At 40.2% G+C, this 15235-nt stretch carries 13 protein-coding genes; all 13 read right to left on the bottom strand.

What is annotated here, in order from left to right; translation table 11 throughout:
* Positions 1-1083, bottom strand: a complete 1083-nt coding sequence (gene rfbB / locus CWC29_RS01075) for a dTDP-glucose 4,6-dehydratase (protein ID WP_138522251.1) — start codon at positions 1081-1083, stop codon at positions 1-3.
* Positions 1080-2345 carry a UDP-N-acetyl-D-mannosamine dehydrogenase gene (wecC, locus tag CWC29_RS01070; RefSeq protein ID WP_138522249.1) on the bottom strand — a complete coding sequence of 422 codons (1266 nt, stop codon included), beginning with the start codon at positions 2343-2345 and terminating at the stop codon, positions 1080-1082. Before wecC ends, rfbB begins: the two co-directional genes overlap by 4 nt.
* A 45-nt stretch (positions 2346-2390) precedes the next feature.
* Positions 2391-3506: a non-hydrolyzing UDP-N-acetylglucosamine 2-epimerase gene (gene wecB / locus CWC29_RS01065; RefSeq protein WP_138522247.1), complete on the bottom strand. Its 1116-nt coding sequence runs from the start codon at positions 3504-3506 to the stop codon at positions 2391-2393.
* A gap of 359 nt (positions 3507-3865) precedes the next feature.
* Entirely contained in the window at positions 3866-6100 is a 2235-nt protein-coding gene (locus CWC29_RS01060; RefSeq protein WP_138522245.1) for a polysaccharide biosynthesis tyrosine autokinase, read from the bottom strand.
* A 14-nt stretch (positions 6101-6114) separates the two neighbouring features.
* Entirely contained in the window at positions 6115-6549 is a 435-nt protein-coding gene (locus CWC29_RS01055) for a low molecular weight protein-tyrosine-phosphatase (RefSeq protein ID WP_128728738.1), read from the bottom strand.
* A gap of 12 nt (positions 6550-6561) precedes the next feature.
* Positions 6562-7677 (bottom strand): polysaccharide export protein, encoded by a 1116-nt coding sequence (locus CWC29_RS01050; RefSeq protein ID WP_128728739.1) that lies wholly within the window; start codon positions 7675-7677, stop codon positions 6562-6564.
* Between the two features lie 759 nt (positions 7678-8436).
* Positions 8437-8916 (bottom strand): transcription/translation regulatory transformer protein RfaH, encoded by a 480-nt coding sequence (gene rfaH, locus CWC29_RS01045; protein WP_138522243.1) that lies wholly within the window; start codon positions 8914-8916, stop codon positions 8437-8439.
* Positions 8917-9360: 444 nt separating this feature from the next.
* A complete protein-coding gene (locus CWC29_RS01040; protein ID WP_138522241.1) occupies positions 9361-10221 on the bottom strand; it encodes a glycosyltransferase family 2 protein in 861 nt (286 codons plus the stop codon).
* A 1-nt stretch (position 10222) separates the two neighbouring features.
* Positions 10223-11416 (bottom strand): polysaccharide pyruvyl transferase family protein, encoded by a 1194-nt coding sequence (locus CWC29_RS01035; RefSeq protein WP_128728742.1) that lies wholly within the window; start codon positions 11414-11416, stop codon positions 10223-10225.
* Positions 11417-11424: 8 nt separating this feature from the next.
* Entirely contained in the window at positions 11425-12708 is a 1284-nt protein-coding gene (locus tag CWC29_RS01030) for a lipopolysaccharide biosynthesis protein (protein WP_128728743.1), read from the bottom strand.
* Positions 12709-12911: 203 nt separating this feature from the next.
* Positions 12912-13454 carry a dTDP-4-dehydrorhamnose 3,5-epimerase gene (rfbC, locus tag CWC29_RS01025; protein WP_138522239.1) on the bottom strand — a complete coding sequence of 181 codons (543 nt, stop codon included), beginning with the start codon at positions 13452-13454 and terminating at the stop codon, positions 12912-12914.
* Between the two features lie 14 nt (positions 13455-13468).
* Entirely contained in the window at positions 13469-14344 is an 876-nt protein-coding gene (gene rfbD, locus CWC29_RS01020) for a dTDP-4-dehydrorhamnose reductase (protein WP_138522237.1), read from the bottom strand.
* Between the two features lie 3 nt (positions 14345-14347).
* Positions 14348-15214 carry a glucose-1-phosphate thymidylyltransferase RfbA gene (gene rfbA / locus CWC29_RS01015; RefSeq protein WP_128728746.1) on the bottom strand — a complete coding sequence of 289 codons (867 nt, stop codon included), beginning with the start codon at positions 15212-15214 and terminating at the stop codon, positions 14348-14350.
* Positions 15215-15235: the final 21 nt, after the last annotated feature.

Raw genomic sequence — 15235 nt, 5'->3', positions numbered from 1 at the left:
TTATCTATCTCCATTTTCCAATATGCCCAAGCGCTCTCTTTGATAAGAGCCATCTTGAATATTTTCACACCACACTTGATTTTCTAAATACCAAAGTACAGTTTTGCGCAGCCCTGTCTCGAAAGACTCTAATGGTTTCCAAGACAGCTCTTCCGCCATTTTTGACGCATCAATTGCATATCGCCTGTCATGACCAGGGCGGTCAGATACATGGACTATTTGTTCTGAGTACTTAGTTTCTTTCGGCCTAAATTCATCTAACAAGTCACAAATTGCTCTCACTACTTCGATATTCTGCTTCTCATTGTGACCACCTATATTGTACGTTTCCCCGTTTACCCCTTCAGTAACAACTTTGTATAGAGCCCTCGCATGATCCTCTACAAATAACCAATCCCTAATTTGGTCACCCTGACCATAAATGGGTAATTCTTTGCCTTCTAGGGCGTTTAAAATCACCAATGGAATCAGTTTTTCAGGGAAGTGGTATGGGCCATAATTGTTTGAACAATTAGTTATGACTGTCGGTAAACCGTAAGTACGTTGCCAAGCACGCACTAAATGGTCACTTGAAGCCTTGCTCGCTGAATAGGGGCTGCTCGGAGCATAGGGCGTTTCCTCAGTAAAAAGAGGTAACTCTTCGCTGGTTTCGCTTGGGTGAGGTAAATCGCCATACACTTCATCTGTGGAAATATGATGGAATATAAATTCCTCTTTAGCATTTCCCTCTAATCCAAGCCAGTATTTTCTAGCTGCTTCGAGCAGCGTATAAGTACCAACGATATTAGTCTGTATAAATTCTGCTGGGCCTGTAATCGAACGGTCCACATGACTTTCTGCCGCTAAATGCATAACAGCGTCAGGTTTAAACTCCTGAAATAATTGCTCTATTTTTTCGCAATTACAAATGTCTACTTGAGCAAAAGAGTAACGCTCATTTTTTTCAACATCTTTCAATGATTCTAAGTTACCTGCGTAAGTTAACTTATCTACGTTCAAGACGCGGTTTTGCGTGTGTTCTATAATAAATCTAATTACCGCAGAGCCTATAAAACCAGCCCCACCTGTTACAACAATGTTCATTTCCAAACTCCCTTAGTATCTACTAAGTAATCAAAAATCGGGGCAATATTTTTAAATTCTTTATGATCAACCAATAACACATGAATATCGGCTTCTTGTTGCGCCCGTTCAAGAGTAACTAATTCAATGTTTTTCGCATGTGATGGTAGTGAGCTGACATTGGGTTCAACAGCGAAAACTGAACCTGAGTGGAATTTAGCTAATTCAGAAGTAATATCTAAAGCAGGACTTTCTCGTAAGTCGTCAATATTCGGCTTAAATGACAAGCCATAGCAAGCCACCGTCACATCCTGTGCTGTTTTTGATGTGTTAGCTTGCAAAAAATCTGCTAGTGCTAATTTGACTTTATCAATTACCCACGAAGGTTTTGCATCGTTGACTTTACGGGCTGTGTGAATAATTTTTGCTTCTTCTGGTGTTTTGCTAACTATAAACCAAGGGTCTACTGCAATACAGTGGCCTCCAACACCAGGACCTGGTTGCAAAATATTAATACGTGGGTGGCGATTAGCCAAGGAGATTAGTTCCCAAACATCAATATCCAATTTATCGCAGATAATAGATAACTCGTTAGCAAAAGCAATTTGCACATCACGACACGAGTTCTCTGTTAGCTTTGCCATTTCAGCAGTACGAGCATTAGTAATTACGCACTCGCCTTGTACAAAGGTTTTATATAACTCTACAGCTCGAGCAGAACAATTTGCTGTCATGCCTCCAATTACGCGGTCATTTTCTACCAACTCACGAACTACATGCCCAGGCAATACACGCTCTGGGCAGTGAGCAATATTTACGTCAGCATTTTCTCCCGCTTGCTGCGGGAAACTTAAATCAGGGCGAGCCGCGGCTAGCCAACCTACCATTTGCTCAGTAGCACCAACTGGCGAGGTAGATTCAAGAATAACTAAATCTCCTTTCTTTAGTACTGGTGCAATTGCTTCACTGGCTTTATGAATATATGTTAAATCGGGTTCTGGAATTTCTGAGCCATTATTTTTAAAAGGGGTAGGTACTGCTATTAAAAAAGCATCTGCAGGTTCAGGTGTTGTTGTCGCTTTTAGATAACCCTCAGTAACCGCTGCATGCACTATCATATCTAGTTCAGGTTCAACGATGTGGATTTCACCTCGATTGATTGTGTCTACGGCATGCTGATTAACATCCACACCAATTACTTTCTTTTTGCGAGAGGCAAACATCGCTGCTGTTGGCAACCCAATGTAACCCAAGCCAACGACCGAAATTGTATTAAATGACATACTTTCCCTTTGAAAATCTTGAAGTTTAAAACGGCTTACCATTGTTTATTTAGCTAAAATATCGCAAATTCTTTTGCATGCGTTTCCATCACCATAAGGGTTATGTGCCCTGCTCATTTGCTCGTAGCTGTTTTCATTAGTTAACAATTCGTCTAAAGAAGTGGTGATTGCTGCTACATCAGTCCCGACTAACTTTACTGTCCCTGCTTTTACAGCTTCAGGACGCTCAGTGGTATCGCGCATAACTAGAACCGGCTTACCGAGGCTAGGGGCCTCTTCTTGAATACCACCTGAATCTGTTAAAATAACATGCGATCTATTCATTAAATAAACAAAAGGCAAATACTGCTGAGGCTCAATTAAGTGAACATTGTCTATATCGCTTAAAATGCGATTAACTGGCTCTTGCACATTTGGATTTAAATGCACAGGATACAAGATTTGACAGTTTGGGTGCGCTTTTGCAGTCTTAGCCAGAGCTTCACAAATACGCTCAAATCCACCACCAAAGCTTTCTCTTCGGTGACCTGTAACTAAGATAAGCTTTTTGCTCTCATCCAACATGGGGAATTGCGCAGCTAGGGTATTGCTTAGATCAGAGTCTGTTTCTATTTGATGCTTAACCATTAGTAAAGCATCGATCACTGTGTTACCCGTAACAAATATATTTTCATCATGGTAATTTTCAACTAGCAAGTTTTGTTTAGAGGTCTCAGTGGGAGCAAAGTGGTATCTGGTAAGCGCCCCTGTAAGCTTGCGGTTTGCTTCTTCTGGCCATGGAGAGTATATATTGCCTGTACGCAACCCTGCTTCGACATGACCAACTGAAATTTGTTCATAATAAGCTGCTAAGCTTGCTGCAAATGTGGTTGCAGTATCGCCATGCACTAAGACCACATCTGGTTTAAACTCTTTAAGTACTGGAGTAAGCTCTAATAAAATTCGGCTTGTCACTTCTGGTAGCGTCTGCCCGGCTTTCATTAGGTTTAAATCATAGTCAGGTGTAATTTTGAATAACTCTAATACCTGATCTAACATCTCTCTGTGCTGTGCCGTAACACATACTTTGGCATCGAAGCGTACATCGTGCTTTAGAGCATGTACTAAAGGTGCCATTTTTATTGCTTCTGGTCTTGTTCCGAATACTGTAAGTACTTTCACAGAGTGTCCCTTTTGTTTTTTGACGGTTTGTTTAGGAAATGCCGATTGGATTTTAGGAGGCTTTACTTGTCTTATTCAGCCTTCCTATTCATAACGCCCTATACCTTCATGCAGAGCTGTTATTCTACGAATTAAATTCGCAATTGAGTTACCTTGATTGGTTATCTTTCAATCTCAACATAATGCCACTTTACGCATATTGAGTTGTTATGTTACATCAACTCCGGCTTGCTCTATGTCACAATAACGACTCACCTTATCGGTCGTAGCATAAAGCCGTTACTACAGGTCGTAACGTAAAGCCGTTAGCACTGGTTGTGACATAAAGTCGCTGCTACGGGTTGCAGCGACATAACCGGTTATGCTTTATCTGATTTGTATTCGTAGTTGTAGTAACCGTAATAACCATAGGCGTTAGTTGATTTACGAACAACACCGTTGAATACCACCCCTTTTACATCAATACCATTTTGCTCAAAACGATTTCGTGTAATTTCTAGCTCTTTTGCATGATTTTGACCAAAACGGGTTACTAGTAATGTTGTACCTGCATGGGCACTCACAATTGCAGGGTCTGTTACCGCTAAGATTGGAGGAGTATCAACAATAACTAAGTCATACATTTTGCTCACTTCCCCAATCAACTTGCTAAAGTTTTCATGCATTAGTAGCTCAGACGGATTAGGCGGTATTTGGCCTCGGGTCATTACTTGCAGACCTTCTACTTGGCTTGGCTTAATCACTTGCGCTAGGTTCAATCGGCCAGAGAGATAATCACTTAAACCGTCATCCCATTTCATACCAAACTGAGTTTGCAGGTACCCTTTACGCATATCAGCGTCAATAACAAGAATGCGTTTGCCACTTTGCGCCAGCACGGTTGCAAGGTTTACGGTAATAAAGGATTTACCCACGCCAGGACTTGGACCGGAGATGGCAATAACATTGTTTTTTGCCTCTAGCATAGCAAAGTGCAAGCTGGTACGAAGACTACGCAGTGCCTCAACGGAAAGGTCTGCTGGGTTATCCATGGCGAGTATAGATTTCGCCTTTGCCACTTTACCCTTGCGCGCCTTTGCAAAACCAGTGAGTTTTACTTGGTACTCTGAGAATGGCACGCTGGCGTATACAGGCAAACCCAATGCTTCTATTTCCGCTGGGTCTTCAATACCTTTATGCAGCGCTTTTTGCACAAGCACAATAGCAACAGCTAACATAGCGCCCAGCATGGTTGCCATCACAACGATTAGCGCTTTTTTAGGTTTGACTGGCTGGGTAGTATTTACCTCTGCATAATCTACGATGCGAACGTTACCTACCGTACCCGCACGCACAATATCTAGCTCTTGCGTTTTACCTAAAAGCAGCGTGTAGATTTCATTATTTACCTCTACATCACGCTTTAAGCGTAGCAGCTCGCGCTGAGTCTCTGGCAGTCCTTGAACTTCACCAGCTAATTCATTGCGTTGGCGCTTTACGGTATCTATTTGCTCTACCACACCGCGGTAAGAGGGGTGTTCACGTTTAAATTTACGCCCAAGTTCTAAACGCTTTAGCTCTAACTCTTGCAGTTTAGTTTCTAGTTTTACAATTTGTTCTAAAACGCCCTGTGTTTCTAGGCTAATATCAATAGACTCTTGGCGAATTTGATAGTCATTAAAGGCTTTTTCTGCGCGCTCTAGGTTACGCTTAACTTCAGGAAGCTGCACTTCTAAAAATTCAAGAGACTGCTGCGCTTCCGCGCTATTACGCTCCACATTGCGACGCACATAAATACCAGCCACTTTATCTAGCACTTTTTCTGCATATTCAGGGCTAGCACTCTGAAGTGCCAAGTTAATAATGCCGGAGTCTTTCCCCTTCTCAGACGCGGATATTGCACTTTGTAGATCTAAAATCGTCTGAAGACGGTTACGTTTAACGATCGAAAACTCGGTCTCTGGACGTGCTATCAAAGTCTTAATAGTCAGCTCAAATTGGCCTTGTTTTACTTCTTCGCCTACTTTACCTGCGAGTACTTCGTCGCCGTCACTTGTTAATAATGCAAAAGACTCATCTGTTCTCGCTTGTAAAACAAACTCTTCGCCTACTGCACTACTTGGTACCTTAAATCGATGTATTTCAACTTGCTCACCACCCCACGCATAAGAGCTTGCGCCGAGGCTTGGCTCTGCAACTTCGCCTTCGCTTTGTGCAACAAATTTACGAAAGCTGCGGCTACCAAATAGTGGAAATAGTTTTGGTTCAACAACGGTATCTAAATTTAATGTGTCGACCGCTTCACCAATGACGCTTCTAGATTTTAGTAGCTCGATTTCAGTCACTGCCGCAGAGGTACTTTCAAACATACCAGACATATCGTCAAAACCAGGAACAGACCCGCCCTTTTCCTCTACCTGTACCATTGCAGTTGCTTGGTAGATTGGCGTGCTAAATATTGCGTAGGCTATACCTAACAGCATAAACAGTGCAGTCACCCCTGCGATGAAGAACTTCGCATCTAATAATGCGCCAACGAGCGCCATTAAATCGATTTCTTGCGCCTCTTCTTTTGATGATTTTTGATTAGAGATAAGATTTGGCTGAGCATTCATATACTCACGGATCCTTATAAATACTGTTGCCAAGCGCTACAGGCGCTATCGATAAGCTCATAAACATGCTCAAACGCTTCACGTGATTGGCGATATGGATCTGGAATTTCTTTATCGCCAATCCATTTACCAAGTAAAAAGGTTTTGCCACGGGCTTGAGGGTAACGGCTGCAAAGGTCAGTTAAATGCCTTTGCTCCATTACGAGGATGAGACTATTTTGTGCAACCAAGGTACCAGTTAACTGGCGACCTTGGTGCTCACTCATGTCGATTCCTTGTTCTTTCGCCAACTCCTGCGCTAATGCATCAGCGGCTTTTCCTTCTAGGGCGGTTAATCCAGCCGACGAAACAGCTACATTTTTGCCACTTAGTTTGTTTTTTAGCAGATACTCTGCCGTAGGACTGCGGCAGATATTACCAGCACAAACCATTAAAACACTATCAAACATGAGTACTCACAATTACTGATTTTCTATATCTTGAATCGCATCCACTGTAGACAGTGAAGGCAATAATAAACTGATAACTTTGTTCCAACGAGCAAGCGGCGCGCTAGTCACATAAACAATATCTTGCGGCTCGAGTTCAAACTGTTCTGCAAGTACTAGAGAGGCTACGTTTTTAGCATGTAGTTGATATACATCTGCTAGTACACCATCTTTTTGCAGGTCGCGCTTACGCAAGACAAAAACACCGTTTGCGTCTGCTGTACGCTCGTTAAAGCCACCAACATCCGTTAGTGCTTCAGCTAGGCTTAAACCATATCGGTTTACGTCTACTTTGCCCGCCTTAATTACATCACCCAACACATACACGTTGCGTTTATCATTACGACTTACGTGAACAATATCACCGTGTTTAAGTAAGCGGTTTTGTGAAATATCACCTTCGGCATAAAAGTCATCGAGTTGAATAACTTCTGTTTTGTCACCACGAGTAAAGGACACTGTTTCCCAATCGGCACTTTCTGTTAAACCGCCAGCTTGGTTGATAGCATCAATGAGTGTCACTGGAGTTTCTGTGATTGGATACACACCAGGTTTTGTAACTTCGCCGGTTACATACGCTTTTTGGCTTTTAAAACCAACCACTTTTACGTCGATTTGCGGCTCTTCAATAACACGACTTAGTCTTTTTGCAAGGTCAGTTCTAAGCTCGGTTACTGTACGGCCAGCAGCGGGAACCTTTGGCGCATAAGCAAAGTTAATTGTACCATCGGCTTGAACACGAAAACCGTCAAACTCTGCTGTTCGTTGTACAGCTGCTGGAATAGTGAGTTCAGGGTGATCCCACACACCAATGGTGATTACATCACCTACGCCAAGACGATACTCGTAATTTGAAACATCAATACCCGCAAGCGACGAGTGATCAATTTGTTTCGCACGTTTGATTTTATGTTCTTGCACCAATTGCGAGTCGATAATATGAATATTTACTTTCTCAAGATCTCGCTCAAGGTTTGCAGTTTGTTCACCAGAACCTATTCCTTCGAAATGGCCACCTGGAACGAGTGTACAGCCACTCATTGCAAGTAATACAGTTGAAGCAATGATAGTTTTACAGCGTAGCGCCATTGTATCTTCCCAAAAGTGTTTATAGTCTTTTCTTTTAATTACTTTTATTGCCTTTTACTTAATAACGTAAAGACAACAGAAATTTCGTGGGCTAATTAAAGCATGCACGATTGTTAATCGCAAGTGAGTACTAGGTTTTGCAGCTGTTCTCACTCTTAGTTCCGTGTTTTATCTGCTATGTGATAAGAATTTGTGTTTTAGCCCCGTAAATTTTCACTAGAACCCTTTATTTAGCGCAAACCATTTTATTTATCATTTTGCAACTAACACACCAAATATAGAATGAAGAGCCAATTATTACAGTCTCTCTAAGATAGAACGTCTGTTCATCTACCAACTATGGACACAACTGCCTGGCTCACCCCTTCTCAATATTTTTAGGCACGCTTCCGCCCTTAGGTTGCAGCTCCTAAATGCTGTTCTAGTTTTTATTTGTTGTGCTTCGGGCCGCAAAGATATCTCAAGGTGATGTATCTACACTTAACTTAACGCACCCAAATAAAATGCTGTTCATTCATCAGCCATAGCTTTGATTAAACTTTTAAAGCAGCTTGTCGCTGTATTATCCAGCTAATTAATTATCTTTAGTAAAATCAAAGTTATTACAGAGCAAATCTAGCCTACAGGGGCCAAAACCACTCATCCTGAGCTGTTTTACTCTTTTGAGTAGAGAAGATTCAAATTTCAACTTAGATAACTTAACCGACAACACAGTACACCTTTAACGTTACAAATAAATAGGAATAAAGGATTAATTTTTCATCGTACCTTTTTAATTATGCCGTTATCAACAACTATTCTCGTATACTGATTAAGCAATTTAATTAATAAAATGCTTCGTAATTCTCCGTCAGGTTGTTGAAATATCGCGTGAATATCCTTATAGCAACCGTCTGTCAACTGAACCAGATCGCCTTCTTTCAAGTCGCATTGCACCTCAACATTGCAAGATTGCATGAGCTTATTAACTAGTTCATCTGGTACTATTTGTAGATCCATTCCATATCGAATGAAATTAGCAACACCTCGAGTGTTTTTTACCGCAGAAAAGTGAGAAGAATGTGGATCAAGACGAACAAATAAATACCGTGGAAAAAGAGGTTGTGTTATCGCTTTCGCACTTGAGTTTTTTTGTTTTATGAAAGTCGGGAAGCAAGATACGATCCCTTGACTTTGAAGATTTGACTGAACTCTGAATTCCTGTTTCGGTTTACAATAAAGTAGATACCAACGTTCCATGCAATAATCCATTATTAATTTTTTTGGTAGCCAAACTAATTATCGGAATTATACTTGAATAGATGCTTGTGTCTAGGGCGTTTCAATAATCATGTAATTACCATCACCAATTAAAAATAATTACACTTATGACAATAAAGCTCTAAACTTATATTATGCTTGAGCCTCATATACTGACATAGGATCAGTTTATCTTTCCTCTTTGTTTCGCAGCAGTTTGATTGCCATTCATACAAAGCAGGGCTTGCGTGGCATTGATATTCAATGTCTCAGGTGAACAGCTTTATGCTCTTGTAAAGACCCTTACCTCACATCCATGTGGGGTAACACAGAAAAATGCCAATAAAGCACTCTTCTTCGGGTTCAGCTAACTGCATTTTGTTCATTATGGCTCAGCGTTTGTTCAGGTTACTATGTTACGAACTGGTCTCACTAAAAATATGCTTATCGCTTACGATAATGTTTTCCTGAGAAAAGCGCTTTAAATAAAGGAGCTAAATCAAAGGTTGGCTGACCATGAAACAAACGTTTAGCCAAAGTATCGCTGCATACTTTGGTAAGTATTATCAATTGCTTAACTAATGGTGTGTAGTAACGCAGTGTAAGACCCAAATCATAACTTCGCTCAAGTCTTCTAAAAGCAATGACCTCAGCACTTTCTTTTTGATGTCGTGACAATGAATGTTCAAATCCAGGGATTATCACAATTGCTTCAGAGAGTTTCGCTAAGAATACCCGAAAACAGAATGTTGTATCTACCCCATATAAATAAAAGCGCTCATCAAACACACTTCCAAATAAAGCTTCTAACTTATTTGCAATGTCTTTTCCAACAATAAGACCACTTCCAATTGTAATCACTTTGTCTTGTTGCCCTATTTGAGCACTTGGATTTGCCGGCCGACCATTAATAACAGGGTTAACAACCTGCCCCGATGATTTAATCAATGGCATGGCTATCCGATCAGAGACTGCTTGCGCTGAAGCGTCAATGTAACCTTCATTAAGCTGCGAATCATCATCTAAAAAAATATATTTTTCACTCGTTGTTTCGCGAATAAACCGATTGTAAATCGCAGCCAATGAGTGATTTTCAATAGTTTCTTCAATTACAACTTCATAACCAACCTGTTGAAATTGAGACACATCTTTAAATTTCAATGCCTTAGGCCCATTATTCCAAATAACTAGTCTAGCATTTTTATATTTAATCTTAGATCGTAGCAGTGAGTTTAATGTGTCACTTTCGCTTATCTCTTTGTTATATAACAAGACCAAAATGGCAGTATCAAATTCTAGACTCACCTCACTTTTCCTTGATGATATCTAAGATTTTATTGTTATTTTCAATAATAGCTTGATTAATTCTGTCCCTATTTTCTTTTAACTTCTCTAAACATTCGTTATCGACATGGTCAAGAATCTTTGCAGCATTCCTCATGTCTAAGCACTTATTGAATGGAGCTAGGCTCCAATCTTTAAGGAAACTATCTAATTTAGGGATTTGTGGATTTAAACCGACATGAGGCTTTGCATAAGCCATTGCAGTAATCACTCCGTGTAAGCTTGTCCCGATGAAGAGCGAGGACTGTTTAATCACATACATAATTTCCCATACATTCAGTGGGTAAAGTAATTCGTGTTGATAGTCCAAAATTGCACTGAGTTTTACTAAATACTCATTGTCGTCATGACCCGAAGCATAACCAATTGGTAATAAGATAATTTTTTTACTATTTTTTTGCGCTATGCTCTTGAGATTCTCAACTACACTTTCTATCGAGTTTCCAACTTTTGTAGGTGCGGCTTGAAATACAATATAGTCTTCACTACATGCTAGCCTTACTTTTTCTGATACGTGCTCGGCAAAGGTATCATCGTCAACTAAATCTGACATTAAAAATGCTGAGTCTGGCGCCAATCCTGTCTCAGAAGTTAGTTCCTGTACCTGAGCTTGTGTCCGGGTATCTCGTACCGATACATAAGATGCTTTATTGAGACGATCGACCACCGTTTTTTTATCTTTTGGTCTCAACCACTGAATACCACCACCAACAGTGTTATAAATAACCTTTACAGAAGCGTCAAAGCTTGCAGGATCGACGATAAATGGATATTCCCATTTAGCTGAATAAAACCAATCAGAATAGAGTGAAAAGTATCTTCTGGTCGCCTTTTTTACGAGCGTTAGAAACTTATTAAAGAGTGCGCTTTTTTGCATGTGAAGATACAAAGTTGCATTCGTTGCGCAAAGCACTTCACCACCTATTACGATTACCGCAGATCCATCGTTGAGAAGCGTCGTATAGTTATTAATTGATTCGCTAGGTAAGCATTTGTAGTTGGTTAAATCAGCTTTGCTAACTGCTGCATATTCAAGCTGGAACTCCTCAAGCACCTCTGGTCTATATTTTTTTATGAATCTTTCAAAGAGAATCGGCATAAGGTTATCGCCGTAGTTGTAACGATCAAATGCCCCAAGTAAAACTATTTTTTTCACACACAACCCTAACACGATTTGTATTTACTATGGCGCTTTGCTTTTAGTAAAACGCCACCAATGATAACTAATTGAGGTATGATACCTGCAATTGAGAAAAGTGCCACTGCGGTAACGTCACTACCCAATGCACCACCAAGATAAAAAGCGGATAAAACTAATCCTGTATTAAATATGCTGTTGACTAATAGTACCTTTTCAAACTTCAGTACTGCGACTGCTGCAACACAAGGTCGGTTGATAAAGTTGAAAAAGAGCCACACACTAAACCACTGAGCATATACTCCTGCCTGATGCCACTCTGAGCCAAAAACAGTACTAAATAACCAAGGGGCAAATAAAATTAAAACTATCATTGGAATGACTCCAATGAGTACAAGGACTAGCGTGGACTTTAAAAGAAGTCCAAAGATAGGGATACCAGAGGCAAAACGCTCACTAATATTTGGATACAAAACATCACTTACAGACTTAGCAATTAGGTTCAGTGGCATCGTCAAAATACTACGACACAAAGTAAAGAAGCCTGCAGCTGGTGCCCCAAATAGAGACGCTAGCAAAATAATTGGCAGAGACTGATTAAGCCCAGCTAACAGCCGTTGTGGGGTACGGTATTTAAAAAAGTCTTTAAACTTATATGCAAGAGCGCGACTGTAATGTGTATGACTCATTTTGAAGGGTGTTTCAATAATGCTTCTTCGAAAAACATAAAAATAAGTAATGACGCTGACAGCTGTTACAAACGTTGTAATTGCAATAAGGGTAATTGGGGAATTCAAAGTACTGCCAAGTCCCAGCTTTAACCCATTACTTAGCAAAGACTGAAACAGTAAAACCTTTGAATTTAAAGAAAAGTACTTTTTCCTGAGCGCCAAGTATGTGAACACTTCTAGTGCAGCTAGCAGCAGTACATATACAGAAATTATGACTTCTATTGCATTGAGTTCGCTTAACGAAAAGTACCCAAGTAAAATATCATTGCTACTATACAGAACAATAAAAATGACTAACGACCAACCTAGTGCAAAAACCAAAGACAATATCGCTAATCGTATCGCTGTACTTTCTTTTTTGGGCAAAATTACCGCCATTGAATAGCTAAAGGTCATTAACGGCAATAACATTGTCGCCAATGCAGTAAAACTTCCCAGTAGTCCAAATAATTCAGGACCATATAAACGTGTGATAATTGGGGAACAAAGAATTGTTATTAGCTGAGCGCCAGCAGTACCAGTTGCAACAACGAATACACCTTTGACTAGCTTGTTCTCAAATAAGCTTGATATTTTCATATATGAGTTTTCTACACCGAGTGAGTGTACTTTTATTAAGTAGAGTGTGAATTTTTACACAGTAGTCAGCTTCCTAATACTCATTTAGCACGATTAGGTTGAATCCACTCCCAGCAACTAGACAGGGAGTAACTTCAACCAGACTTAAAACTAATTGATTAACTAATCCTCAGCTGATATTTAAAGTGAAATAGGCCTTGGTTTTAGTATTGAAACTCTTTGAGTGAGATCCCCTCTTTATCCTTTTCCGAAAGGAGAGGTTGACCTTTTAAAGGCCATTTAATCGCGAGCTCCTTATCATCCCAAGCAATAGTGACTTCTGACTGAGGGTGGTAATAATCGGTACACTTATAGACAAACTCTGCATGTTCACTTACAACATAAAAACCATGCCCAAACCCTTCAGGCACCCATAATTGGCGTTTATTATCGGCAGATAGAAACTCTCCTACCCATTGGCCATATGTCGGCGAACCTTTGCGTAAGTCAACTGCAACATCAAAGACCTCTCCAGATACAACTCTCACCAGTTTTCCTTGAGTATGTTCTTTTTGTAGATGAAGTCCACGTAAAATACCTTTGCTAGACTTGGAATGATTGTCTTGGACAAATTCAGTTTTTTGATGAGTCACCAGAGCTTCAAACCTCTGTTGATTCCATGTTTCCATGAAAAAACCTCTACTATCTTCAAAAACGCGAGGTTCTATAATTTTGACAGCGGGTATATTTGTATCTATTACGTTCATCTATTTATATCTGCCTATTGGTATTTTTCTATCTGTTGTAATTGCAGTCGCCAATCGCTTTGAGATATTGCAAATTGTTCAAATATTTTTTGACAATTTAATTTAGAATTAGCCGGTCTTGAGGCCAATGTTGGGTATTCTTTTGTTGTAAGCTGGGTAAGTGTGATCGGAGTGGATATGATTCCGCGCTCTAGCGCCCTTTGGAAAATCACCTGAGCAAACTCATGCCAGCTTACATAGGGAAAACCAGAAAAATGATAGACTCCAAACTTAGCTTTTCTATTATAAATAGAATGAGCCACTGATAACAAAGCATGGGCTATGTCGCCTGCGTAAGTCGGACCACCAAATTGGTCAGCAACGATACCCAATGATTTTCTAGACTGTGCTAACCTCAGCATTGTCTTTACAAAGTTATTGCCATATTCACTAAAAACCCATGCAGTACGAAGAATTATATGGCGCTCACAAGACTCTCTTACTTGCTGTTCTCCTGCTTGCTTGCTTCGCCCATAAACATTTTGCGGGCTCTCAGTATCGAGTTCAGTATATAACCCCGAACTGTCTCCAGCGAATACATAATCTGTTGATATATGCAGAATCGCCGCATCGTGCTCATCAGCTGCTATGGCCAAATTTCTAGCCCCATCTCGATTAACCAAGAACGCAGCCTCAATCTCATTTTCAGCATTGTCCACTGCTGTATACGCAGCAGCATTAATAATGACATCTGGTTTAAAACTAGAAACACACTTTGAAACTTGACTTATATCTGTTATATCAAGCTCTTCTCTACCCAGCGCTAAAAAAGTAACTTCTTCTTGTTGTTCAAGTATTGATACAAGGCTTTGCCCTACCTGACCATTTTTCCCTGCGACGAGTATTTTCATTACTTACCCTTTAGATACCAACCGATTCAAATACTGGCCATACTCATTCTTGAGCATTGGCTTTGCTATTTCTAGAATTTCATCTGAACTTAGCCAACCATTTCGCCAAGCAATTTCCTCTAAGCATGCGACTTTCAAACCTTGCACGTTTTCAATTGTTTGGACAAAAGAAGAGGCTTCGTGCAAACTTTCATGGGTTCCAGTATCCAGCCAAGCGAACCCTCTTCCGAGCAGTTCAACATTTAAACTGCCATCTTGTAAGTACATATCATTAATTGATGTTATCTCAAGCTCACCACGCTCAGATGGCGTTACCTGTTTGGCAAACTCAACTACTCGATTATCATAGAAATATAAACCAGTTACGGCATAATTGGATTTTGGAGTAACTGGTTTTTCTTCAATCGAAATTGCTCTCATCTGCTCATCGAATTCAACCACTCCGAAGCGTTCAGGATCTTTTACTTGATAACCAAAAACTGTAGCTCCTTCGCGCTTAGTTGCTGCTTTCAAAGCATTGCTAAACGATTGGCCATAGAAAATATTATCTCCAAGCACTAAGCAAACACTTTCATCACCTATGAACTCTTCACCAATAACAAATGCCTGCGCAAGGCCATCTGGTGACTCCTGTACCGCATAACTTAAGTTAATGCCAAAGTCACTACCATTCCCTAGCAAACGTTTAAAACCTTCATTGTCCTCTGGAGTTGTAATTATCAAAATATCCCTAATTCCAGCCAACATAAGAGTTGATAAAGGGTAATAAATCATTGGCTTATCGTAAACTGGCAGCAATTGCTTTGAAACGCCTCGTGTTAGTGGATATAGTCGTGTACCCGACCCTCCGGCCAAAATTATTCCTCTCATTATATCCTCAACTTACAAATT

Origin of the sequence: Pseudoalteromonas galatheae (assembly GCF_005886105.2) — a bacterium.
Classification (GTDB): Bacteria; Pseudomonadota; Gammaproteobacteria; order Enterobacterales; family Alteromonadaceae; genus Pseudoalteromonas; species Pseudoalteromonas galatheae.
This window is presented reverse-complemented; position numbering and strand designations above follow the sequence as displayed.